The 21957-nt window shown below is 72.5% G+C and carries 21 protein-coding genes; 8 read left to right on the top strand and 13 right to left on the bottom strand.

What is annotated here, in order from left to right:
- Nucleotides 1-10 precede the first annotated feature (10 nt).
- Nucleotides 11-352, top strand: a complete 342-nt coding sequence (locus HW837_RS02460) for an SCO4225 family membrane protein (protein ID WP_196788727.1) — start codon at nt 11-13, stop codon at nt 350-352.
- Between the two features lie 18 nt (nt 353-370).
- On the opposite strand, the gene HW837_RS02455 is transcribed toward HW837_RS02460, so the two are convergent.
- From HW837_RS02455 to HW837_RS02440, 4 genes are all read right to left on the bottom strand, one after another.
- Nucleotides 371-967 carry a tellurite resistance TerB family protein gene (locus HW837_RS02455; protein WP_045558704.1) on the bottom strand — a complete coding sequence of 199 codons (597 nt, stop codon included), beginning with the start codon at nt 965-967 and terminating at the stop codon, nt 371-373.
- A gap of 134 nt (nt 968-1101) precedes the next feature.
- The gene (locus HW837_RS02450; RefSeq protein ID WP_045558705.1) at nt 1102-2793 is read right to left on the bottom strand and encodes a DEAD/DEAH box helicase; all 1692 of its coding nucleotides are present in this window, start codon (nt 2791-2793) and stop codon (nt 1102-1104) included.
- 96 nt (nt 2794-2889) lie between these two features.
- Nucleotides 2890-3093 carry a cold-shock protein gene (locus HW837_RS02445; protein WP_005483357.1) on the bottom strand — a complete coding sequence of 68 codons (204 nt, stop codon included), beginning with the start codon at nt 3091-3093 and terminating at the stop codon, nt 2890-2892.
- 315 nt (nt 3094-3408) lie between these two features.
- Nucleotides 3409-4227, bottom strand: a complete 819-nt coding sequence (locus HW837_RS02440; RefSeq protein WP_045558706.1) for a hypothetical protein — start codon at nt 4225-4227, stop codon at nt 3409-3411.
- 165 nt (nt 4228-4392) lie between these two features.
- Here HW837_RS02440 and HW837_RS02435 point away from each other — a divergent pair, with 165 nt between their 5' ends.
- Entirely contained in the window at nt 4393-5340 is a 948-nt protein-coding gene (locus HW837_RS02435; RefSeq protein WP_193379419.1) for a hypothetical protein, read from the top strand.
- Nucleotides 5341-5550: 210 nt separating this feature from the next.
- Here HW837_RS02435 and HW837_RS02430 read toward each other — a convergent pair whose 3' ends face one another.
- Together HW837_RS02430 and HW837_RS02425 are read right to left on the bottom strand one after the other, a co-directional pair.
- Nucleotides 5551-6987, bottom strand: coding sequence for an APC family permease (locus HW837_RS02430; protein ID WP_193379554.1), 1437 nt, complete (start codon nt 6985-6987; stop codon nt 5551-5553).
- Between the two features lie 345 nt (nt 6988-7332).
- Nucleotides 7333-7848 carry a TetR/AcrR family transcriptional regulator gene (locus tag HW837_RS02425; RefSeq protein WP_237269922.1) on the bottom strand — a complete coding sequence of 172 codons (516 nt, stop codon included), beginning with the start codon at nt 7846-7848 and terminating at the stop codon, nt 7333-7335.
- Nucleotides 7849-8107: 259 nt separating this feature from the next.
- On the opposite strand from HW837_RS02425, the gene HW837_RS02420 reads away from it, so the two are divergent.
- Nucleotides 8108-9130, top strand: a complete 1023-nt coding sequence (locus tag HW837_RS02420; protein WP_193379420.1) for an aldo/keto reductase — start codon at nt 8108-8110, stop codon at nt 9128-9130.
- 155 nt (nt 9131-9285) lie between these two features.
- On the top strand, nt 9286-11895 hold the full coding sequence (locus tag HW837_RS02415) for a SpoIIE family protein phosphatase (RefSeq protein ID WP_045558711.1): 2610 nt from the start codon (nt 9286-9288) through the stop codon (nt 11893-11895).
- A 42-nt stretch (nt 11896-11937) separates the two neighbouring features.
- Here the strand turns inward: HW837_RS02415 and HW837_RS02410 are convergent, their stop codons facing one another.
- The gene (locus HW837_RS02410; RefSeq protein ID WP_234442593.1) at nt 11938-12600 is read right to left on the bottom strand and encodes a DUF2637 domain-containing protein; all 663 of its coding nucleotides are present in this window, start codon (nt 12598-12600) and stop codon (nt 11938-11940) included.
- Nucleotides 12601-12885: 285 nt separating this feature from the next.
- Between HW837_RS02410 and HW837_RS02405 the strand changes: the two genes are divergently transcribed.
- The 4 genes from HW837_RS02405 (at nt 12886) to HW837_RS02390 (ending at nt 17715) form a co-directional block, all read left to right on the top strand.
- Nucleotides 12886-14136, top strand: a complete 1251-nt coding sequence (locus HW837_RS02405; RefSeq protein ID WP_045558713.1) for a serine hydrolase domain-containing protein — start codon at nt 12886-12888, stop codon at nt 14134-14136.
- A gap of 317 nt (nt 14137-14453) precedes the next feature.
- Nucleotides 14454-15413, top strand: coding sequence for a YihY/virulence factor BrkB family protein (locus tag HW837_RS02400; protein WP_045558845.1), 960 nt, complete (start codon nt 14454-14456; stop codon nt 15411-15413).
- A gap of 85 nt (nt 15414-15498) precedes the next feature.
- The gene (locus HW837_RS02395) at nt 15499-16563 is read left to right on the top strand and encodes a right-handed parallel beta-helix repeat-containing protein (protein WP_045558714.1); all 1065 of its coding nucleotides are present in this window, start codon (nt 15499-15501) and stop codon (nt 16561-16563) included.
- Between the two features lie 156 nt (nt 16564-16719).
- Nucleotides 16720-17715 carry a methyltransferase gene (locus HW837_RS02390; RefSeq protein ID WP_045558846.1) on the top strand — a complete coding sequence of 332 codons (996 nt, stop codon included), beginning with the start codon at nt 16720-16722 and terminating at the stop codon, nt 17713-17715.
- A 67-nt stretch (nt 17716-17782) separates the two neighbouring features.
- Here the strand turns inward: HW837_RS02390 and HW837_RS02385 are convergent, their stop codons facing one another.
- The 6 genes from HW837_RS02385 to HW837_RS02360 form a co-directional block, all read right to left on the bottom strand.
- A complete protein-coding gene (locus HW837_RS02385) occupies nt 17783-18115 on the bottom strand; it encodes a TcmI family type II polyketide cyclase (protein WP_045558715.1) in 333 nt (110 codons plus the stop codon).
- 19 nt (nt 18116-18134) lie between these two features.
- Nucleotides 18135-18614: an SRPBCC family protein gene (locus HW837_RS02380; RefSeq protein ID WP_045558716.1), complete on the bottom strand. Its 480-nt coding sequence runs from the start codon at nt 18612-18614 to the stop codon at nt 18135-18137.
- A 1-nt stretch (nt 18615) separates the two neighbouring features.
- Nucleotides 18616-18873 (bottom strand): acyl carrier protein, encoded by a 258-nt coding sequence (locus HW837_RS02375; RefSeq protein WP_045558717.1) that lies wholly within the window; start codon nt 18871-18873, stop codon nt 18616-18618.
- 99 nt (nt 18874-18972) lie between these two features.
- Complete coding sequence (locus tag HW837_RS02370) at nt 18973-20232, bottom strand: beta-ketoacyl synthase N-terminal-like domain-containing protein (RefSeq protein ID WP_045558718.1); 1260 nt, start codon at nt 20230-20232, stop codon at nt 18973-18975.
- Complete coding sequence (locus HW837_RS02365) at nt 20229-21497, bottom strand: beta-ketoacyl-[acyl-carrier-protein] synthase family protein (RefSeq protein WP_193379421.1); 1269 nt, start codon at nt 21495-21497, stop codon at nt 20229-20231. Before HW837_RS02365 ends, HW837_RS02370 begins: the two co-directional genes overlap by 4 nt.
- The gene (locus tag HW837_RS02360) at nt 21494-21949 is read right to left on the bottom strand and encodes a cupin domain-containing protein (protein WP_045558720.1); all 456 of its coding nucleotides are present in this window, start codon (nt 21947-21949) and stop codon (nt 21494-21496) included. Before HW837_RS02360 ends, HW837_RS02365 begins: the two co-directional genes overlap by 4 nt.
- Nucleotides 21950-21957 lie beyond the last annotated feature (8 nt).

Genomic DNA, 21957 nt, shown 5'->3' with positions numbered 1-21957 from the left:
GGACCACCCCATGACCACCGAGGAACCCACGCCTCCCGCGCCGCGGCGGGCCGCACCGCCCCGCCGCCGGCCCGGCCCCGGCGATCTCCTCGCCCTCGCCTACCTCGTGCTCTGCGTGGGCCTGTTGGTCTGGGCGACCGCGCAGAGCTCCGCCGACGGCTCGGGCGGGTCCATGGCGATGGTCGTCCCCGTCCTCGCCACGGCCCCGGTCAGCTTCGTGTGGCTCGCCCTGCCGGACGGGGCCGCGATGGCCGTCGTCGCCGTACTGCTCGGCGCGCCGGCCAACGCGGCCGTCATCGTCTGGTGCGGCCGCGCCCTGCGCCGGGGCAGGCGGGCGAACCCGCTGCCCTGAGCCAGCGCACCGCCGGTGTCAGAGGCCGAACTCCTGCGGGGACAGGCCGAGCGTGGCGCAGGCCTCGCGGAGGACCTGCTCCTCGGTCTGGGCGATGTACCCGTCGGCGCCCGCCACCACGAAGCCGGTCTGGACGACGGCCCGCGCCTCGGTCGGCTTCTTCGCGGCCTTGGCGATCTCCGTGAGAGCCTCGGCCTTGCCCTGCTGGAAGTTGCGGGAGAGCTGGTCGACGTGCCGGTTGAAGCGCTGGCGCAGCTGGTCCGCCGGGAAGTTCTGCAGGACGTCGTTGTTCAGGATCAGCGACTCCACGTGCTGCCGCTCGGCCGGGTCCACGTTCCCGTCGGCGGCGGCGACCAGGGCGCACATGGCCATGCTGGCGTCCCGGTAGGCACCGCTCTTCAGCTCCGTCTTCAGGGAGGTGAGCTGGGACTTGAGCGCGCTCACCAGCTGGGCCTTGGAGCCGCCGGAGGACCGCCCGGACCCATGGGACCCCGCGGCTCCCGCGGAGCCCATGGGCCCCGCCCCCGGCTGCCCGTGCCCGCTGCCGCCCCGCGCGCCCTGCGCCTGCTGCTGCAGACCCTTGGCCTGGTCCTTGATCCGATCCCACATCGCCATGCGTGCCACCTCGGCTTCAGCCCGTGTCGTGCCGGTCGTTCCGGTCGTCCGCGTGCGTTCCGCACGTCTCCCTGTGAACGCCCGTCACCCCCGTCGGAGTTCCTCGACCCCGGACATCGGCCGTACCGGCGGGCTCAGCGGCCGTTCCCCTTCGCCGGGGCGCGGCGGCGGCCCTGGGACGGGCGGCTGCGGCGGCCGCGTGACGACGAGGAGGGGCGGGCGGGCGCCTGCTGGGTGACCGGCGGGGTGAGGACGACCGGGACACCGGAGGGTGCCTGCGCGCCGGTGATGCGGTTCAGTTCGGCACCGCCCGAGCGGACCGTCGTGGTGGTCGGGGTGATGCCGGCGACCGCCATCAGCCGGGTGACGTCACGGCGCTGGTGCGGCAGGACGAGCGTGACGACCGTGCCGGACTCGCCCGCGCGGGCCGTACGGCCGCCCCGGTGCAGATAGTCCTTGTGGTCGCCCGGCGGGTCGACGTTGACGACGAGGTCGAGGTCGTCGACGTGGATGCCGCGCGCCGCGACGTTCGTGGCGACCAGGGCGGTCACGTCCCCGTCCTTGAACTGGCTGAGGGCCCGGTTGCGCTGCGACTGGGACTTGCCGCCGTGCAGGGCGGCGGCCCGCACGCCGACCGCCAGCAACTTCTTCACCAGCCGGTCCGTCGCGTGCTTGCTGTCCAGGAACATGATCACGCGCCCCTCGCGGGCGGCGATCTCGGTCGTGGTGGCGTGCTTGTCGTCGTCCTCGATGTGCAGCACGTGGTGGTCCATCGTGGTGACCGCGCCCGCGGACGGGTCGACGGAGTGGACGACGGGGTCGTGCAGGTAGTCGCGGACCAGCCGGTCGACGTTGCGGTCCAGGGTGGCGGAGAACAGCAGCCGCTGGCCGTCGGGGCGCACCTGGTCGAGCAGCGCGGTGACCTGTGGCATGAAGCCCATGTCGGCCATCTGGTCGGCCTCGTCCAGGACGGTGATCGCGACCTGGTCGAGCCGGCAGTCGTCGCGGTCTATGAGGTCCTTGAGCCGGCCGGGGGTCGCGACGACCACCTCGGCGCCGCCGCGCAGCACGCTCGCCTGCCGTCCGAGGGACATGCCGCCGACCACGGTGGCCAGCCGCAGCCTGAGGGCGCGGGCGTACGGGGTGAGGGCGTCGGTGACCTGCTGGGCCAGTTCGCGGGTGGGGACGAGGACGAGGGCCAGCGGCTGCCGGGGCTCGGCGCGCTGTCCGGCCGTACGGGCCAGCAGGGCGAGGCCGAAGGCGAGGGTCTTGCCGGAGCCGGTGCGCCCCCGGCCGAGGACGTCACGGCCGGCCAGCGAGTTCGGCAGCGTCGCGGCCTGGATGGGGAACGGCGCGGTCACCCCTTCGGTCCGCAGCGTCTCCAACACCTGCGTGGGAAGCTTCAGTTCGGCGAACGTCTCTACCGCGGGCAACGCCGGCGTGATGGTGACGGGCAGCGCGAACTCGCCGCCGGCGGCGGGCGCCGTGACGGTCCGCCCGCCACCCCGCCGACCACGGCCGCTCTTCGCCGCACCGGACCTGGCGGAGCCGCTGCGGCCCGCGCCGCCCTTGTTGGTGCCGCCCTTGCCCGCGCCACCCCTGCCCTGGCCGCCCTTGGCGGCGTCCCCGCGGCTCGCGGTGTTCTTCGCGGCCTCGCCACGGCTCGTGGTCTTCTTCGCGGCGTCCCCACGGGAAGGAGCCCCCTGGTCGCCTGCTCCCGTGCCCTGCGCGCGGGCGCGGTTGCCCCGGGACGCGCCCGTGCGGGCGGAGCCCTCCGTACGGGGACGGGCGGAGGAGGAGCTGTTCGTACGAGCCGTGCGGTTCATGGGGACCTTTTTCTCGATGCGGCGGCGCCTGTCGCACACGAGCCGGGGCCCGCACCTTTCGGGCGCGGGCCCCGGCTCATGCGTTACGCGTCAGCGTCAGGCGGGAACGATGTTCTCGGCCTGGGGGCCCTTCTGGCCCTGCGTGACGTCGAAGGTCACCTTCTGGCCCTCCTGAAGCTCACGGAAGCCGGAGGTGGCGATGTTCGAGTAGTGGGCGAAGACGTCGGGGCCGCCACCCTCCTGCTCGATGAAGCCGAAGCCCTTTTCCGAGTTGAACCACTTCACGGTGCCGGATGCCATGCTGAAACTCCCTTGATGCAGTGCCCGGAGCCCACACTTTGCGGACCCGGTGTCGCAGCAACGGTTCGACCCGACGGGAAATGAGAAAGTCCCGGAAAGCCCCGGAAACAACAAAGAGTGCTCGTCGACGGAAGGTCGAAGAGCACTCAGAAGCCTCTGGTAACCAAAACTGCCACTTCATGTCAAGGTAGCACAGGCGAGGGGTGCCCGCAGCGTGACACGCGTCGCGTTTCCGCCGCGTCGTGTCCGCTCCGTCGTGTTCCGTGGGTCTTCGTCGGGCACCGCTCGACCTGAGGCCGCACCCCGAGGGGCGGGTCAGCCCTGGGGTGCCGTCGGCGGAGCCGGGGGCTGGGCCGGCGGGAACGCCTGGGCGGCGGGCGGGGCGGGCGCGGCGGGAGCGCCTCCGGGCGGGGTCTGCCAGGGCTGCGGGGTCTGCCAGGGCTGTGGGGTCTGCGCGGGCCCGGGGTGGGCGCCGGCGGGGTGGCGGCCGGCGAGGACGGTGGTCACGGTCGCGCCGAGGGCCAGCAGGAAGGCGACGGCCAGCAGATAGAAGCCGGCGCCGAAGGTGGTGGTCCGGCCGTCCCCGTCCCACTGGGTGTCGTTGAACGCCTCCGTCAGCACCGACAGCGTCGTGCCGAGGAGCAGGACCGCGCCCCCGACGGTGAGCCCGGCGCCCAGCGGGAGCCTGCGGCCGCGGCCGGTCAGGAGGAGCACGGCGGCGGCGACGGCGACCAGGGCACCGAAGAGCAGCAGGAGCCCGGAGAACTGCGTGACCGACTCCGTCTTCCCGCCGATGTCCCCGCTGGTGTACGACCACGCCTTCGCGACGGTCTCGTAGACCGGCTGCTCCTCGGCCTCGTCGACGTACTGGACCGACTTGTCCAGGGTGGCGAACGAGGAGCCGACGGCGAGGACGGCGCCGAGTATCAGCAGCGCGCCCGAGGTGCGGTCGGCGGTCGCGGCCGGGTCGCCCGGCGGCGTGGCGGGTCTGCCGTGACCGGCGGGCGGTGTGGCCGCGTACGGGTAGGGGGCTCCCTGCCGCGGGGGCGGGGCCCAGCCGGGTGCGGGAGCCGTCGGCTGGTGCTGAGGCGTGGGCGGGCCCGTGTACGGGCCGGACTGTGTCGGTTCCGTCATCTTCCGATACTAGGGAGTGGAGATCGTGTGCATAAGGTGAAGTGCCCCTCGAAGTAGGCGAGTTGGGGCTACAGTGCTGGCCTTCCTCTGCCGGTCGGGATATCGGATCGGCATACGTCCATCTCGAATCATCACTGTGCGACCAAAATTCGTTACTCTCCGGCCATGGCTCTCCTCGGTCGCCGGCGCGGCACGACCAGAATCGCCCCCGAACTCGACGACGCGGACCTCGGGAAGGTACGCAAACGTCTGGTGGACAGGGGCAGTTCGGGTGGCCGCAGTCTCGCGGTCGCCATGATCGAGCAGCTGCTGCGCGACACCGGCCGTGACTGGGACCGCAGGGCCCACCGGTTGAGCGTCCTCGCGGAGTCGTCCTCACCCGCCCTGCAGCGTTCCTGGGCGGAGGAGCAGGCCCAGGACCCGGACGCCCAGCTGCTGTTCGCGTGGGGAGTCCTGCTGCGGGCGCGCTACGAGGAACAGCCGGTGCCGGGGGAGACCCGGGAGGCGCTCGACGCCTGCGAGCACGCCGCCGCGCTGCGGCCGGAGGACCCCACCCCCTGGGTGGTGCGTCTGGGTCTGCTGCGGCTGTGGCGCCGGCCGAGCCAAGAGGTCTTCCCGCTCTGGGACGAGATCGTCCGGCGTGATCCCTGGCACCGCGAGGCGCACTTCCAGATGCTCGGGTATCTCTCCCCGTGGGAGTGCGGCTCGCACGCGCAGACCGTCGACTTCCTGGACCGGGTGCGCGCGGGGGCGGCGCCCACCGCGCCGACGGCGGGTCTGGAGATCGCCGCGCTCGTCGACCTCTACCAGGGCACGCTCGACCAGGGCGGTCTGGAGGCCCTCACCGCCGTGCACCTGTGGAGCCGGCCGAACGCGGTGGCTGCGCTGGGCCGGGCGATGGCGGACTGGCCGCGCGCCGGGTATCTGACCCACGCGGCGGCCGTCGCCGACCTCAACCTGCTGGCGTACGCGCTGGTGCAGGCGAAGCGGGCCGGGGAGGCGGGGGAGGTGTTCCGGGCGATCGGGGGGCTGGTGACGGCGTATCCGTGGGCGCTGGAGAGCGGGGACCCGGTGGCGACGTTCGGGGCGTGGCAGCAGCGGGCGGTTGGGTGACCGGTGCGCATAGTGGGGTGGGGGGTGCGGGTGCGTCGGCGGGTGCGGGTCCGGTGGGGCTTCTCGCGCAGTTCCCCGCGCCCCTGAAAGACCAGGCCCCTGCGGGCCTGAAAAGCAGGGGGCGCAGCCCCTGCTTTTCAGGGGCGCGGGGAACTGCGCGACCAGCCCCCACGCACCCGCACCCCGCAACGCACCCGAGCCCGCCCCTGCCTACCTGCCTCTCGGTGATCCCGCCAGCCGCGGCATCGCCATGCCGGCCAGCAGTGCCCCCGGCACCGCCAGGGCCAGCCACACCGCCGTGGTGGTGTCGCCGCCGATCAGGGTGGTGAAGTTGGCGATGATCAGCCAGATCGCACAGGCGATGCCCGCGGCGCCCAGGGCGGGGGCGATCAGCGTGTTCCAGAGCCGGGTGTCGCCGGACCGCTCGTGGCGGAAGTACACGATGACCGACACGGACGTCAGCAGGTACAGCAGCATGATCGCCAGCACGGCGAGACCGCTGAGCCAGGAGAACAGGGTGAGGACGGGGTCCTCGCCGGCCAGGGCGAAGGGGAAGACGAGCAGCGCCGCGATACCGGTCTGCACGACACCCGCGAGCCACGGCGACTGGCGGCCGTTGAGCGTGCTCAGCCCACGCGGCAGCAGCCCCTCCCGGCCGAGGGAGAACAGGTAGCGGTTGGCGGAGTTGTGGAACGCCAGGATGCTGGCGAAGAGCGAGGTGGCCAGCAGGATCGGCAGCGCGTCGCCCGCCCACGCGCCGAGTTCGGCGGCGACCGGCGCGGCGACGAAGCCCGCGCCGTCCCCGGCCTCCAGCGCCTTGCCCGCGGCGGCCGCGCTGGCGGAGGGGCCGTGCGCCGAGATCAGCATCCAGGACGTGAAGGCGAAGAACACGGTGACCAGGACGACCGCGAGATAGGTCGCCCGGGGGACGGTGCGGTGCGGCTCGCGCGCCTCCTCGCCGTAGATCGCGGTCGCCTCGAAACCGAACATCGACGCCACGGCGAACATCAGCGCCACCCCGGGCGCGCCGTCGAGCGCCGCCGACAGGGAGAAGGAGGAGCCGGGGGCCAGCCCCTGGGGACCGCCGCCCTTGAAGAGCATCACCACGCCGAAGACCAGCAGCAGACTGATCTCGGCGAGCACGAACACGGCGAGCACCTTGGCGCCCACGTCGACACCGGTCGCGCCGAGCCCCTGCACGATCACCATCGTGAGGAGCGCGAACAGCCACCAGGGGACGTCCGTGTCCAGGTACTGCAGCGCCAGCCCGTTCATCACGGCCCCGAACAGCCCGTACACCGCCGCCTGGATGGCGTGGTACGCCAGCAGCGCCACCCCGGCGCTCCCGGCGGCGGCCGTACCGCCGAGGCCCTTGCCGACGTACGAGTAGAAGGCGCCCGCGTCGACGACGTGGCGGCCCATGGCGACGTAGCCGACGGAGAAGAGCAGGACGACCACCCCGGCCACCACGTACATCGCGGGGACGCCCGGGCCGTTGCCGATTGCTATCGCCACGGGGGCCGCTCCGGCGACACCGGTCAGCGGTGCCTGTGCGGAGAGCACGAAGAAGAGGATGCCCAGGACGCCGAGCGCGTTCTGTTTGAGGGAGCCGGTGGACGCGTAACCGTCTCCGGCCGCGTGCCGCATTCTGGACGCACTTGTAGACATGCCTCACCTGTCGTGCGGAGGGGAAGAAATTGGTTTCGGCTCAAACGAGCTGCCCCATGTTTGCCCCAACGCGCCGGGCTGGCAAGGGAGTGACACGTGTAGGGCCACAGATTGTTCGGGTACTTACGACGTTCCGTGTGCGCCGGGCGGCCGGACGTCTCGGGGCGCGGTGAGGGTCTGTCGGGCGCCTGCTCCGTGGTGCGGTGGGCGCGGTGGATCGTCTGCCTCCTGGAAGGACAGCTCACGGGCGGTCCTGTTGGAGGAGCGAGGGCACCGGCCGGGGAGGTCACAACTACGTTCGCCCGTAATGGAGTTGACCGGCCGTCACTCCGTGCGCCGCAGGCCCGCCACGAGGACGGCGACCAGGCGGCCGGCGTCGTAGTCCGGATCGTTCTCGGCGCCGATGCACAGGTTGCCGACGCCCCGCATGAGTTCGAGGGCCGTGAGGTCGGACCGGATCTCGCCGGACGCGGCGGCGGCGTCGAGCAGCTGGGCGCAGACGGGGACGAGCCGGTCGAGGAAGTGGGCGTGCAGGCTCTGGAACCCGGCTTCGTCGGACTGGAGCGCGGCGGCGAGGCCGTGCTTGGTGACCAGGAACCGCACGAAGTGGTCGATCCAGTGGCCGAGGGCGGCGTACGGCGTGGGCCCGGCCGCCAGTAGCGCGGGACCGGCCTCGGCGCAGGCCTCCACCTGGTGCCGGTAGACGGCGACGACGAGGTCCGCGCGGGTGGGGAAGTGCCGGTAGATCGTGGCCGTGCCGACGCCCGCCCGGGCCGCGATGTCGCGCACCGGCGCTTCCACGCCCGCCTCGACGAACGCGGCGGCGGCCGCGTCGAGCAGCGTCGCCTGGTTGCGCCGGGCGTCGGCCCGCTTGGGCCTGACGGCCTGCCGGCCCTGCCCCGTGCCGCCCTCGCTGCCGTGGTGCCCGGCCTTGCCGCCCTCGACGTCCCCGCTGCCGTCCGTCACTTCGCCTCCTCCGCCGTCTGGCGTGCCAAACCTACCGGGCTTGTTAAACGGGACAGTGTTCCGTATCGTCGAGCCCAGGAAGCGGGACAGCGTCCCGTTTATCGTGGCACGGAGACGTGGAGGGAACACGGTCATGCAGTACCGCACCTTGGGCCGCACCGGTGTACGGGTCGGCTCGCTCGCGCTCGGCGCGATGAACTTCGGCCGGATCGGACACACCACCCAGGACGAGGCCACCGCCCTCGTCGACGCCGCCCTGGAGGCGGGGGTCAACCTCGTCGACACGGCCGACATGTACGGCGACGGGGAGTCGGAGGAGATGGTCGGCAAGGCCATCGCCGGCCGCCGCGACGACATCGTGCTGGCCACGAAGGCGGGCATGCCGATGGGCGAGGAGCTCAACCACCGGGGCGGTTCCCGCCGTTGGCTGGTCAGCGCGCTCGACGACAGCCTGCGTAGGCTCGGCGTCGACCACGTCGACCTCTACCAGCTCCACCGCTGGGACCCGGACACCGACGACGAGGAGACCCTGTCGGCCCTCACCGACCTGCAACGCGCGGGAAAGATCCGCTACTTCGGCTCCTCGACCTTCCCCGCCCACCGCATGGTCCAGGCCCAGTGGTCCGCCCGCGAGCACCGCCTCGGCCGCTACGTCACCGAGCAGCCCAGCTACTCGGTCCTCCAGCGGGGCGTCGAGGCCCATGTCCTGCCCGTGGCCGAGGAGTACGGGCTCGGTGTCCTGGTGTGGAGCCCGCTGGCCTCGGGCTGGCTGTCGGGCGCGGTCCGCGAGGGCAGGGCCGTCGCCACGAGCCGGTCCGCGTTCCTGCCGGACCGCTTCGACCTGGCCCTCCCGTACAACCGGACCCGGCTCGCCGCGGTGGAGCGGCTCGCCGTGATCGCCGACGAGGCCGGCCTGACCCTGATCCAGCTCGCCCTCGGGTTCGTGACCGCCCACCCGGCCGTGACCGCCGCGCTCATCGGCCCTCGCACCCTGGAGCACCTGCACGCGCAGCTCGCGGCCGCCGACACGGTTCTCTCCGCCGACGTGCTCGACGCGATCGACGCCGTCGTCGCCCCCGGCACCGACCTGGCCCCGCACGAGAAGTACGACACGCCGCCCTCGCTCCTCGATGCGTCCCTGCGCCGCCGCCGCTGACCGCCCGGGGGCCGGAGCCGATGTCCATGCCCACCCGGCGGTCACGGAAGAGTGTGAAAGGGGCGCAATGGGACATACCGAAAGATAGGGGTGCGGGCCTCGGTGGGGAGCGGCCTTGCCGGGTGCGAGTCTCGGTGAGAGCGAGATGAGCGGACATGGAGCGGCGTGTCGTCGACGCAGCGGGAGCGGGCCCCGGCCCGGAGACCCTCGGTGAGGCGCTCACCGCGCGGGCCACCGTCGACGAACAGGGCACCGTCACCGGCTGGAGCGCCGGTGCCGAGCGCCTCCTCGGCTACACCCCGGCGCAGGTCCTGGGCCTGCCCGCGGCCTCCCTGCTCGCCGGGGAACCCCCGGCGGGGGACCTCCCGGACCTCGCCGGCCTGCCACGCTGGCACGGCACCCTCGTCCTCAGGCACCGCGACGGCCGCCGTCTGGAGGTCAAGGTCCTGGCCCACCACCGCACCTCCTACGGCGGGGTCCGCGACTGGTTCCTGGTCTCCGCCCTGACGGGGGCACGGCCCCGCCCGGGCGACGCCACCCTCACGCTGCACGGTCTCCTCGACTCCCCGTGCTGCTCGACCTCGGTGCACGACACCTCCCTGCGGTTCCGCGCGTCCAACCGGGGCTCGCGCGAAGCGCTGGGCCTGGACGACGAGGACCTGCGCGGGCTGCGCATGTCGGAGGCGCTGGACGATCCCGCCGCCGGGGAGGTCGAGCGGCTGATGCGGCTCGCCCTGGAGACGGGCGAACCGCAGCACCTGGAGAACCACGCGCGGGCCCCCGGGGAGACCCGCGAGCACGCCTGGTCGGTCGACCTCTACCGGCTGCAGGACGAGAGCGGCCGGGTCCTCGGCGTGGCGACCACCGGGCACGACATGACCGAGCAGTACTGGGCCCGCAGACGCCTCCAGCTGATCGCCGAGGCGGGCCGGCGCATCGGCACCACCCTCGACGTGACGCGGACGGCCCAGGAACTGGCCGACGTCGCGGTCCCCGACCTCGCCGACTTCATCAGCGTCGACCTGCTGGCCTCCCTCGACGACGGCACCTCCCCCGTCCTCGCGGCGGCGGGGGAGTACGGCCAGGTCCCACGGCTGCCCGCTGCGGGCCGCCCCCTGGCCCTCAGGCGGATCGCCCACCGGTCCGTCCACCCGGGGACGCCCGAGGCGGTCGTCGCGCCCGGCGAGGTCGACGAGTACCCGGACGGCTCCCCGCCCGTGGAGAGCCTGCGGTCGGGGCGTGCCGTGCTGTTCCAGGTGACCGAGCCCGCGATCGCCGACTGGGTGGCCGAGGACCCGCAGCGGGCCGCCACCATCCGGGACTTCGGGTTCCACTCGGCGATGACCGTGCCGCTCTCCGCGCGCGGCACCACCCTGGGCGTCGCCGTCTTCGCCCGCCACCGGCACCCCGACCCCTTCGAGCAGGACGACCTCGTCCTCGCCGAGGAACTGTCGGCCCGGGCGGCGGTCAGCATCGACAACGCCCTGCGCTACACCCGCGAACGCGGCACCGCCGTCACCCTCCAGCGCAGCCTGCTGCCGCAGAGCCTGCCCGAGCAGGCCGGTGTCGAGGTCGCCTCCCGCTACCTCCCGGCCGGCGCCCGCGCCGGGGTGGGCGGCGACTGGTTCGACGTGATCCCGCTCTCCGGGGCCCGGGTCGCGCTGGTCGTCGGCGACGTCGTCGGCCACGGCATCCACGCCTCCGCGACCATGGGCCGGCTGCGCACCGCCGTCCGCACCCTCGCCGACATCGACCTGCCCCCCGACGAACTCCTCACCCACCTCGACGACCTGGTCGCCCGCCTGGCCACCGAGGCGGAGGCGGCGGAAGGGTCCGCCGAGGCGGCCGACCGCGCGCGGGGCCGGTTCACCGGCGGCGGCACGGCCGGCACGGGCTCATCCATGGGCGCATCCATGGGCTCCGGCATGGGCTCCGGCCTGGGCTCAGGAGGCGTGGCCGGTATGACCCCCGGGATCGTCGGAGCGACGTGTCTGTACGCCGTCCACGACCCCGTGTCGCGGCGGTGCACCCTCGCGCGGGCCGGGCATCCGCCGCCGGTCGTGGTGGGTCCGGACGGCACCGCCGCCCTGCTCGACCTCCCGGCGGGGCCCCCGCTGGGCCTGGGCGGGCTGCCCTTCGAGTCGCTGGAGACCGAGCTGCCCGAGGGCGCCCTGCTCGCCCTCTACACCGACGGCCTGATCGGATCCCGCAGCGGTGAGGACGACGGCGTCCGCGTCGACATCGACGACGGCATCGCCCGCCTCTGCGAGGCCCTGGACAGCCCCGCCGCCACCTCCCTGGACGCGCTGTGCGACCGGGTCCTGGGCTCCGTACTGCCCGAGCGGCCCACCGACGACGTGGCCCTGCTCCTCGCGCGCCCCCGTGCGCTGGACCCCGGCCGGGTCGCCACCTGGGACGTGGCCCCCGACCCCTCGGCCGTCGCGGAGGCCCGCAAGAACGCGCTCGGCCGGCTGGAGGCCTGGGGTCTGAACGACGCTGCCTTCGTCACCGAGCTGGTCGTCAGCGAGCTGGTCACCAACGCCATCCGGCACGCCGAGCCGCCCGTCCGGCTGCGGCTCATCCACGACGAGAGCCTCATCTGCGAGGTGTCGGACGGCAGCAGCACCGCGCCCCACATGCGCCGCGCCCGCAGCTACGACGAGGGCGGCCGGGGTCTGCTCCTGGTCGCCCAGCTCACCCAGCGGTGGGGCACCCGCCCGACCGCGACGGGCAAGACGATCTGGACGGAACAAACCCTCGGCTGACCGCACTCGGCGCCCCACCGCCCACCACCTACCGCCTGCCGCCTAGTGCCGGCCCTGCTTGGGGGTGGCGAGGGCGTCGGCGGCGTGCCGGGGGCCGGGCGAGGACGAGAACTGGCCGACGAGTTCACGGAAACAGACCAGCGCGGTGATCGGTGGAATGCCGACGATCGCCATGGCCAGCACGGAACTCGCGGACTGGCCGATGCACAACGCCACCGCCGTGCCGGACGAGATCAGCATCACCGCCCAGGACCGCCGGGCGGTGCGCTGTTGCACCGCGGCCCGGACAATCGACAGACCCGCCAGAAGCCACGGCCCGTACACGGTGAGCGGCCACCAGCGCGCGAGATGCTCCGACACCACCAGCAGCGCGATGTCGCGCAACTGAATGTATGAATAGGAGACCGACCAATAAAGCATGGTCAGTGCGCACACGGCGATGGTCGTAATCAAGAACGCGACGGGGACGAACCGCGGGTTCCTGGCGAGGAACTGGGTCCCCGGGCGGGGCCGCCGCCTGCTGACCGGGCGGCGCGGCAGGTCACGGACCTGGGCGAGCCTCGGGTCGGGGGCCAGGCTGTGCGCGGCGTACGCCATCTGGATCAGCTCGGCGTCCGGGTCCCACACGTCGGAGGAGGCACGCGGGCCGGGGAGCCAGATGGGCTGCGTGTCGATCTGCTGAACCCCGTCAGGGTTTTGATCCACCGAATCATAATCGGTTCTCATTTTGAATCCTGCTCCATGGGGGGATCAGCTTTTCCGATCGGCACGAGGGAGGTCGAGCCCGATTTTTGGCATTCGGGAGAATAGCGATCGGCGATGATTTTCGCGAGGAGCGAACCGCGATGGATGGTCTTTGAAATGGTGAGCTCCGGCCCGGCTCCGAACGAGTGGAATCGCCGGAACGTGTACGGGGCAGAGGCCTTTGCCCAGAGCTCGGGCGGTGACGCTTGCCCCTTCGAGACCCTGCTCCCGTGAAGGCGCCCCGACATGCGACGCACCCCCTCCCGCCGTCCGCTCGCCGCCGCACTGCTGGTGGCGTCCGTACTGGCGCCGATCGCGACGGCTCCCGTGACGGCCGTGCACGCGGCGGCCGGCCGGTATGACGAAGACCGGTACGACAAAGGCAGGTACGACAAGGACCGGTACGACAAGAACGACTGTCCGCGCGGCGGTATCGGCCCCGAACTGACCGCCCGTCTGGACGAAGCCGTCGAGGGCGTCCGCCGGGAGGCCGGCATCCCCGGGGTCACCGTCGGCCTGTGGATGCCGGACCGGGGCTGCTACGTCCGGTCGGCCGGGGTCGCCGACACCGTCACCCGCCGGCCGATGACGCCCGACCTGTTCATGCGGATCGGCAGCGAGACGAAGACCTTCACGGCCACCGCGCTGCTCCGGCTCGTCGACGACCGCCGGGTCCGCCTGGACGACCCGATCTCCCGCTACGTCAGGGGCGTGCCGAACGGCCACCGGATCACGTTGCGTCATCTCGCGCAGATGCGCAGCGGCCTCTTCCCGTACAGCGCCGATCCGGGCTTCGTGCACGACCTGTTGAGCGACCCGAGCCGCTCGTTCACGCCCCGTGAGCTGCTCGCGTACGCCTTCCGGCACCCGAACGTGTTCGCGCCGGGTGAAGAGTTCCAGTACTCCAACACCAACTTCGTCCTGCTCGGTCTGGTGGTCGAGAAGGTCGGCGGCAAGCGCTTCGCCGATTTCCTGCGCGAGCGGGTGCTCCGCCCGGCCGGGCTGCGCCGCACGCTGTTCCCCGAGGGGGCCGGGAGCCGCCGGTTCCCCGAGCCGCACGCGCGCGGCTACACCGACCAGACGCTCAGCGGTGAGATCGAGGACGCCACGGACTGGAACCCCAGCTGGGCCTGGGCGGCCGGCGCGATGATCTCGGAGCTGCGCGATCTGCGCCGCTGGGCCGAGGTCGTCGCCACGGGGACCCTGCTCAGCCCGCGGGCCCAGCGCGAACGGCTGATGACGCTGCCGACGGGCTTCCCCGGCACCTCCTACGGCCTCGGCATCCTCGAGACCGGCGGCTGGATCGGGCACAACGGCTCCATCCCGGGCTACCAGAGCGTGACCGTCCATCTGCCCGCCCGGAAGGCGACCCTGGTGCTGCTGCTCAACACCGACGTGCCCCACGAGGGCCAGGAGCCGTCCTCGCTGCTCGCCCGTGCGATCACGGAGATCGTCACCCCGGACAACGTCTACGACCGCCCGGCGTCCCCACGCTGAACGATTTGCCGTGAATGCGGATGTATGAGCCGTGCCTGGCCGGTTACCCGCCCGGCATGATGCGAACGCTGAAACGGCACAGAGGGCAGGGAAGGCACGGTGTGCCCCCCGGCGACGGCGGGCACACCGACCGGTTCGAGCGCGACGAGGAGGTCGAGCGCGAGGTCGGGCGGGACGAGGAGACCGGCCGCCACGGCGAGCCGGACCGCCACGGAGAGACCGACCGCTACGAGGAGGGTGGGCGGTACGAGGAGGCCGGGCGCGGTGACGAGGGCGGGGCCGCGCGGGCGGCGCCGGCGGTCGGGCCGGACGAGGACGTGGAGCGGCGGGCCCCCGACAGCCCCACCGATCTGCCGAGAAGCTCCTGGTGGGCGGTGCTGAAGGGCACCCTGAAGGAGTTCAAGAGGGACGAGCTGACCGACCGGGCGGCGGCGCTGACGTACTACGGGATCCTCGCCCTGTTCCCGGCCCTGCTGGCGCTCGTCTCCCTGCTGGGGATCGTCGGGCGCTCGGCGACGCAGCAGGTGCTGGACAACATCCAGCAGCTCGCCCCCGGCGCCGCGCGGGACATCCTCACCAACGCCGTCCGGCAGATGCAGGGCAACGCAGGGCTCGGCTCGATCATGGCGATCGTGGGTCTGGTGCTGGCGGTGTGGTCGGCCTCCGGCTATGTCGCGGCGTTCATCAGGAGCGCGAACGCGGTGTACGACGTCCCCGAGGGCCGTCCGGTGTGGAAGGTGCTGCCGGTCCGGGTCGGGGTGACGGTGGTGCTGATGGTGATGGCCGTGATCAGCGCGCTGATCGTGGTGTTCACCGGCGCCCTCGCCAAGGAGGTGGGCACCGCCCTCGGCGTCGGCGACACGGCGCTGACCGTGTGGTCGATCGCGAAGTGGCCGGTGCTGGTCCTGCTGGTCACGATCATGATCGCGGTCCTGTACTGGGCCACCCCGAACGCCAAGGTGCGTGGCTTCCGCTGGATCACCCCCGGCAGTCTGCTCGCCCTGCTGATCTGGCTGGTGGCCTCGGCGGGCTTCGCGTTCTACGTGGCCAACTTCGGCTCGTACAACCGGACCTACGGCGCCATCGCCGGCGTGATCATCTTCCTGGTGTGGCTGTGGATCACCAATCTGGCGATCCTTCTCGGCCTGGAGTTCGACGCCGAACTGGCGCGTCAGCGGGCCCTGGCGGGTGGCCACCCGCCGCACGAGGAGCCGTACGTCGAACCGCGCGACACCCGTGCGTGGGACGAGGAGGACCGACGGCGCCTCGGCGGCTGAGAGGGACCGGCGGGCGCGGCGGGGACACGCCGTCGGATGGACCATCGGACCGGTTTGCACGGTTCATGGTCATATCTTGCGGAATATGAAGAAATGGCATATTGGTCATCTGGCATGCGTCGCGGCGGTCATCGGGGTGGGGCTCGGGGCCGCCCCGCAGGCCGTCGCCCACCACCCGACCCATGTGGTCTTCCCCGGCGAGTCCATCCAGCAGGCGGTCGACGCGGCGGCGCCCGGGGACACGGTGCTCGTGGCCTCCGGCACCTACCGCGAGAGCGTCAAGGTCAGCACCCACGGCATCACCCTGCGCGGCATGGGCCCCCGTACCGTCGTCGAACCGGCCGTGACGAAGGCCGCCGACGGGTGCGGCGACGCCGGCAACGGCATCTGTGTGACCGGGACGAAGGACCACAAGGTCGAGGACGTCACCGTCGCCAACCTGACCGTGACCGGGTTCACCGGCTCCGGGGTCTTCGCGCAGGACACCGACCGGCTGACCGTGCGGCACGTGACCGCCGTGAAGAACGGCGTGTGGGGCATCGCCCAGGAGCGTTCGGTGCGCGGCGTGTTCCGCAAGAACACCGCACGGGACAACGGCGACGCCGGACTGTTCCTCGCGAACACCGTCAAGGCCGAGCAGGGCGCCACGGACAGCGGCGGCACCGTCGTCGCCCACAACCGCCTGGAGGGCAACCGGATCGGCCTGACCGTCCGGCGCCTGCGCAACCTCACCGTCGCGGACAACCACGTCACCGGCAACTGCGCGGGCGTCTTCGTCGTCGGCGACGAGAACAAGCCGAGGGCCGGCGCCCTGACCGTGCGCGACAACCTGATCGACCGCAACAACAAGTCCTGCCCGAAGACCGCGCGACTGGACGCCCTCCAGGGCACCGGCATCGTGCTGACCGGCGCCGAGGACACCCTGGTCACCCGGAACCGGATCACCGGCAACGCCGGCGCCTCCCCGCTGTCGGGCGGCATCGTCGTGTGGAAGAGCTTCGTGGGCACCACCAGCGAGCGGAACCGGATCACCGAGAACGTGCTGGAGAACAACGCCCCGGCGGACATCGTCAACACGGACACCGCCGGCAAGGGCAACACCTTCTCGGGCAACACCTGCGCGGCGTCCAAGCCCGCCGGACTGTGCTGACCGGCCCAGGTCGTCCATGAACTCGACAAAGGAGGGCGTCGTATGACGACCGCTCAGACCAGACCGGCGGGGGAGCCGTCACCCACCGCCCGCACCACGCGCACCCAGGCCGTCCACACGGTCGGCCAGGAGAGCCGCACCGCCCCGCCGCCGCCCATGCGGTTCAGGGAGCTGGTGTTCGGCGCGGCCGTCGCCGGCGCCCTGCGCGCCGCCGCCCGGCTCGGCGTCGCCGACGTCCTCGGCGACACCCCGCTGCCGGTGGAGGACCTCGCGGCCGCCGTGCGGGCCGAACCCGGGCCGCTGCGACGGCTGTTGCGGGCCCTGTCCTGCCACGGAGTGTTCACCGAACGGCCCGACGGGACGTTCGCGCACACCGACATGTCCCGGCTGCTGCGCGAGGACGACCCGCACAGCCTGCGCGCCATCGCCCTGTGGTGCACCGAACCGTGGACCTGGGACGCCTGGCCGAAGCTGGACGAGGCCGTGCGCTCCGGCCACAACGTCGTCGAGGACCTGTACGGCAAGGAGTTCTTCGTCTACCTCAACGAGGACGCCCCGGAGTCCGCCGACGTCTTCAACCGGGCCATGACGACCTCCAGCACCCAGTCCGCGCGGGACGTCGCCGACTTCCTCGACCTGTCGGGGAGCGCGTCCGTCGCCGACATCGGCGGCGGGCAGGGCCACGTCGTGGCGAGCCTGTTGGAGAAGTACCCCTCGCTGCACGGCACCCTGCTCGACCTGCCGCGCGTGGTGGACAACGCCGACCCCCGGCTGCGGCCGGGCGGCGCGCTCGCCGAGCGCACCCGCGTCGTCCCCGGCGACTGCCGTGAGGCCGTCCCGGTCCGGGCCGACACCTACGTCATCAAGAACATCCTGGAGTGGGACGACGACAGCACCGCCCGGCTGCTGCGCAACGTCATCGGGGCGGGCGGCCCCGGCACCCGGGTCGTCGTCATCGAGAACCTCGTCGACGACTCGCCGTCGATGCGGTTCAGCACCGCCATGGACCTGCTGCTGCTCCTCAACGTCGGCGGGGCCAAGCACACCACCGCGAGCATGACCTCCCGGCTTTCGGCCGCGGGGCTGGTCATCGACGACGTACGGCCGGTCAACGCCTATCTGCACGCGTTCGACTGCCACGTGCCCGGGTGACACACGGGTGAGACGGACAGGCCGCCGGGCACGCGCGACGCGCGTGCCCGGCGGCCTGTGGTCGCGGTCAGGAGCCGCTGTCCCGCTCCCAGCGGTAGAAGCAGTTCGCCATCGCGTCCTTCGGCGAGCGCCAGGTCGCCGGGTCGTACGCGCTGACGTATGCCGACAGCCGTTCGCTGATGGACCGGAACTCGGGGTGCCCGGCCAGCTTCATGATGGCGGGCGTGGGGTCCCGCTCGGCCTCGACGAGGTGCATGTACACGTCGTCGAACTGGAAGAGGCTGCGCCGGGAGACCCCGATGAGGTGCGGCAGCTCCCCCCGGTCGGACTCCTCGAAGATCTTGGCGATGTCCGGGGCGGCGCCCGGGGCCATCCGGGCGACGATCAGGGACTGGTGCATGGGGGGTTCTCCGTCCGGCTCAGTCGGTCAGGCCCGGCGCGGCGCCCTGTTCGGCGGCGGCCTTCTCGATGCGGTCCCGGATCAGGGCCATCTGGACCTTGGAGTTGCGGTTGATGTTGTCGGTCATCCAGTCGTCGTCGACCGGCGCGTCCGGCTTCATGGAGAAGTCCTGCGTCCACGCCATCCGGGTGCCGCCCGGGACCTTCTCGTACTCCCACAGGATGTTCATGTAGGCGAAGGGGCCGGTCTCCACGCGGCGGGCCTCGACGGTGAGCGTCTCGCGGTCCGTCTCCCGCTCCGAGACCCAGCTCCAGACCTTGCCGTTCTCGTCGGGGTGCATGGTCAGCCGGAACGTCACCCGGTCCCCCTCCTCGGAGAGGATCTCGGCGCTGGCGTACTCGCTGAACAGCCGGGGCCAGTTCGCGACGTCGTTGGTCATGTCCCAGACCAGGTCGACGGGCGCGGCGATGGTGATCTCGTTGTGCGTGTGTCCGGCCATGTCAGGCTCCTGCCATCAGCGCGCCGTTGACCTGCGCGAGGAACTGCTTCGGGCTCTTGCACTTCTCCGCGTCCGGCGGCATCGGCGTGCCGTACCGGTTCTCCAGCTCGCCGACGATGCCGAGCAGGCCGAGCGAGTCGATGCCGAGGACGTCGAAGCCCGACTCGTAGCGCTGGCGCAGCTCCTCCGGGGTGACGGTGACCCCGGCGGCCTTCTTCATCAGCTCGGACAGTTCTTCCACGGTGATGCGGTCACTCATGCGGTTCTCTCCTTGATGCGTCGGGGGTGCGTTCGTGCGGGTGGTCGGGGGCGGCGGTCGGAGGGCGGTCGTCAGGTGGGTGGTGTCGGGCGGGTGTGGTCAGGAGGTGTCGCCGGGGCCGAGCCGCAGCACCAGCGCCGAGTTCGACCCCATGAGGCCCCGGCTGAGGACCAGCGCCGTGCGCGGCTCGGCGGCGCGGGCGCGGACGGTGACGAGGTCGAGGTCGTGGCAGACGTCGAAGACGTTCGGGGTGGGCGGGATGACGCCGTGCTCCATCGCGAGCACCGCCGCCGCCACGTCCAGCACGGCCGCCGCGCCGTTGCCCCGGCCGACGGCGGTCTTCGGCGCCGTGACGGGGACCCGGGTGCCGTGCGCGCCGAGGGCGTCCGTGATCGCCAGCGCCTCGGCGCGGTCCGCCTCCGGGGTGCCGAGGGCGTCGGCGAAGACCACGTCGATCTCCTCCGGGGCGCAGCCCGCCTCCTCCAGGGCGCCCCGGATCGCTTCGGCGAGGCCCGCCCGGGACTCCGCCCAGCGGGAGGCGCCGGTGAACGTCGCCGCGTGGCCCGCCAGGTGGGCCCGGACGGCCGCGCCGCGTTCCCGGGCCGTGTCCTCGGCCTCCACGACCAGCATGGCGCCGCCCTCGGCCGGCACGAACCCGCAGGCCGCGGCGGTGAAGGGACGGTAGGCGCGCTCCGGGTCGGCCACGGTGCTCAGCTCCGGGTAGCCGAGCTGGCAGACCACCGAGTAGGGGGCGAGCGGCGCCTCCGTCGCGCCGGTCACCATCACGTCGGTGCCGCGCCGCACGGCCCGCGCCGCGTACGCGACGGCGTCGAGACCGCCGGCCTCGTCGGAGGCGATCACCCCGCAGGGGCCCTTGAAGCCCCGGCGGATGGAGATCTGGCCGGTGCTGGCGGCGTAGAACCAGGCGATGGACTGGTAGGGGCCGACGAAGCGGCTGCCCTTGGACCACAGCTGTTGCAGCTCCCGCTGCCCGAACTCGCCGCCGCCGGAGCCGGCCGCGGTGACCACGCCCACCGAGTACGGGGCCGCGTCGGTCTCCGGCCGGTCGAGGCGGGCGTCGTCGAGCGCCTGGTCGGCGGCGGCCATCGCGAAGTGCGTGAACCGGTCCGTCTGGACGAGGTAGCGCTCCTCGACCGCCGAGGGCGGGTCGAAGTTCCGGACCTCGCCCGCCACCTTCAGCGGCAGGTGCTCGCAGCCCTCGCGGGTGACCCGGTCCAGGACGCTGATGCCCTCCCGGGTGGACTTCCAGAACGTCTCGGTGCTCGTTCCGTTGGGCGCGACCACGCCGATTCCGGTGACGGCCGCGCGCCGGGGACGCCGCTTGCTCCGTTCGCTCATCGTGTCTTCTCCCTCGGCAGGCTCATGACCACCGCGGACTGGAACCCGCCGAACCCGCTGCCCACGGAGAGCACGTTGGTCAGCTTCCGCTCGCGGGCGACGCGCGGGACGTAGTCCAGATCGCACTCGGGGTCCGGGGTCTGGTAGTTCGCGGTGGGCGGGACGACCTGGTGCGCCAGGGCCAGCGCGCAGGCGACGACCTCGATCGCGCCGATCGCGCCCAGCGAGTGGCCCACCATGGACTTGATGGAGCTCATGGGCGTGTCGTAGGCGTGCGCGCCGAGCGTGCGTTTGACGGCGGCCGTCTCGTGCCGGTCGTTCTGCTTGGTGCCCGAGCCGTGCGCGTTGACGTAGTCGACGGCCGTACGGTCGATCCGGGCGTGGTCGAGGGCGTCCTCGATGGCCCGCGCCATCTCCAGGCCCTCCGAGGTCAGACCCGTCATGTGGTAGGCGTTGCCGAAGGTGGCGTAGCCGCCGATCTCGCAGTACACGTGCGCGCCCCGGGCCCGGGCGTGCTCCAGCTCCTCCAGCACGAGGACGGCTCCGCCCTCGCCCATCACGAAGCCGTTGCGGTCGGCGTCGAAGGGGCGGGAGGCGTGGGCCGGGTCGTCGTTGTCGGGGGAGGTGGCCTTGATCGCGTCGAAGCAGGCCATGGTGATCGGGGAGATCGGCGAGTCCGACGCCCCGGCTATGCAGATGTCGGCCCGGCCCTCCTCGATGGTGTGGAAGGCGTACCCGACGGCGTCGAGGCCCGAGGTGCAGCCGGTGGAGACGGTCTGCACCGGCCCGCGCGCCTCGAAGCGTTCGGCGACGGTGGAGGCGAGGGTGCTGGGCGCGAACGCCCGGTGCAGATGCGGACCGGCCTCCCGGTGGTCCACGTCCCAGCGCCGGCCGCTGTGGCTGACCAGCACGTAGTCGTGCTCCAGCCGGGTGGTGCCGCCGACCGCGGTGCCCAGGGACACCCCGACCCGCCAGGGGTTCTCGGCGGCGAGGTCGAGACCGGAGTCCCGTACCGCCTCCTCGCCGGCGACCAGGGCGAACTGGATGTACCGGTCGCAGCGGGCGATCAGGTCCGCGTCCAGTCCGTGGGCCGCCGGGTCGAAGTCGCACTCGGCGGCGATCCGCGAACGCAGCCCGGACGGGTCGAAGAAGGTGATGCCGCGCGTCGCCGTACGGCCGCCCGCCAGGAGGTCCCAGAACGCCGGGACGCCGATGCCGCCGGGGGCGACGATGCCTATGCCGGTGACCGCCACGCGCCTGGTCATGAGCGGACCTGGGCGCGTTCGGCCGTCCGCGCGGCGTGCGCCGCCTCCACCGGGATCGGTACGCCGTTCGCGTCCTCGGTGTCGACGTGGCCGAGCGGCGGGCTCGGGGCCAGCGGGCCGAGGTGGAAGACCATCCGGGCCTCCACGTTGCCGACGTTGCGGAAGCGGTGGCGCATGTGGGCCGGGATCAGCAGCCCCTGTTCGGGACGGAGTTCGTGGGCCTCGCCGTCGAGGTCGACCTCCAGCTGCCCGCAGATGACGTAGATGAACTCCTCGGAGTACGGGTGGTAGTGCTCGGCGATGCGGTCGCCGGGCGCCACGATGGCCACGCCCATGAAACCGCTGGTCGAGCCGACGGTGGTGGGGGTGAGCATGGCGCGCAGATCGCCGCCGCGCCGTGTGTTGGGCTCGACCTCGCTGACATCCACGACTCTGGGATGGCGATTGATCACGACGTTCC

It is taken from the genome of Streptomyces caniscabiei, assembly GCF_014930365.1.
Taxonomy (GTDB): domain Bacteria; phylum Actinomycetota; class Actinomycetes; order Streptomycetales; family Streptomycetaceae; genus Streptomyces; species Streptomyces caniscabiei.
Note: the sequence above shows the minus strand (reverse complement) of the source record. Positions and strands in the feature narration are given on the sequence as shown.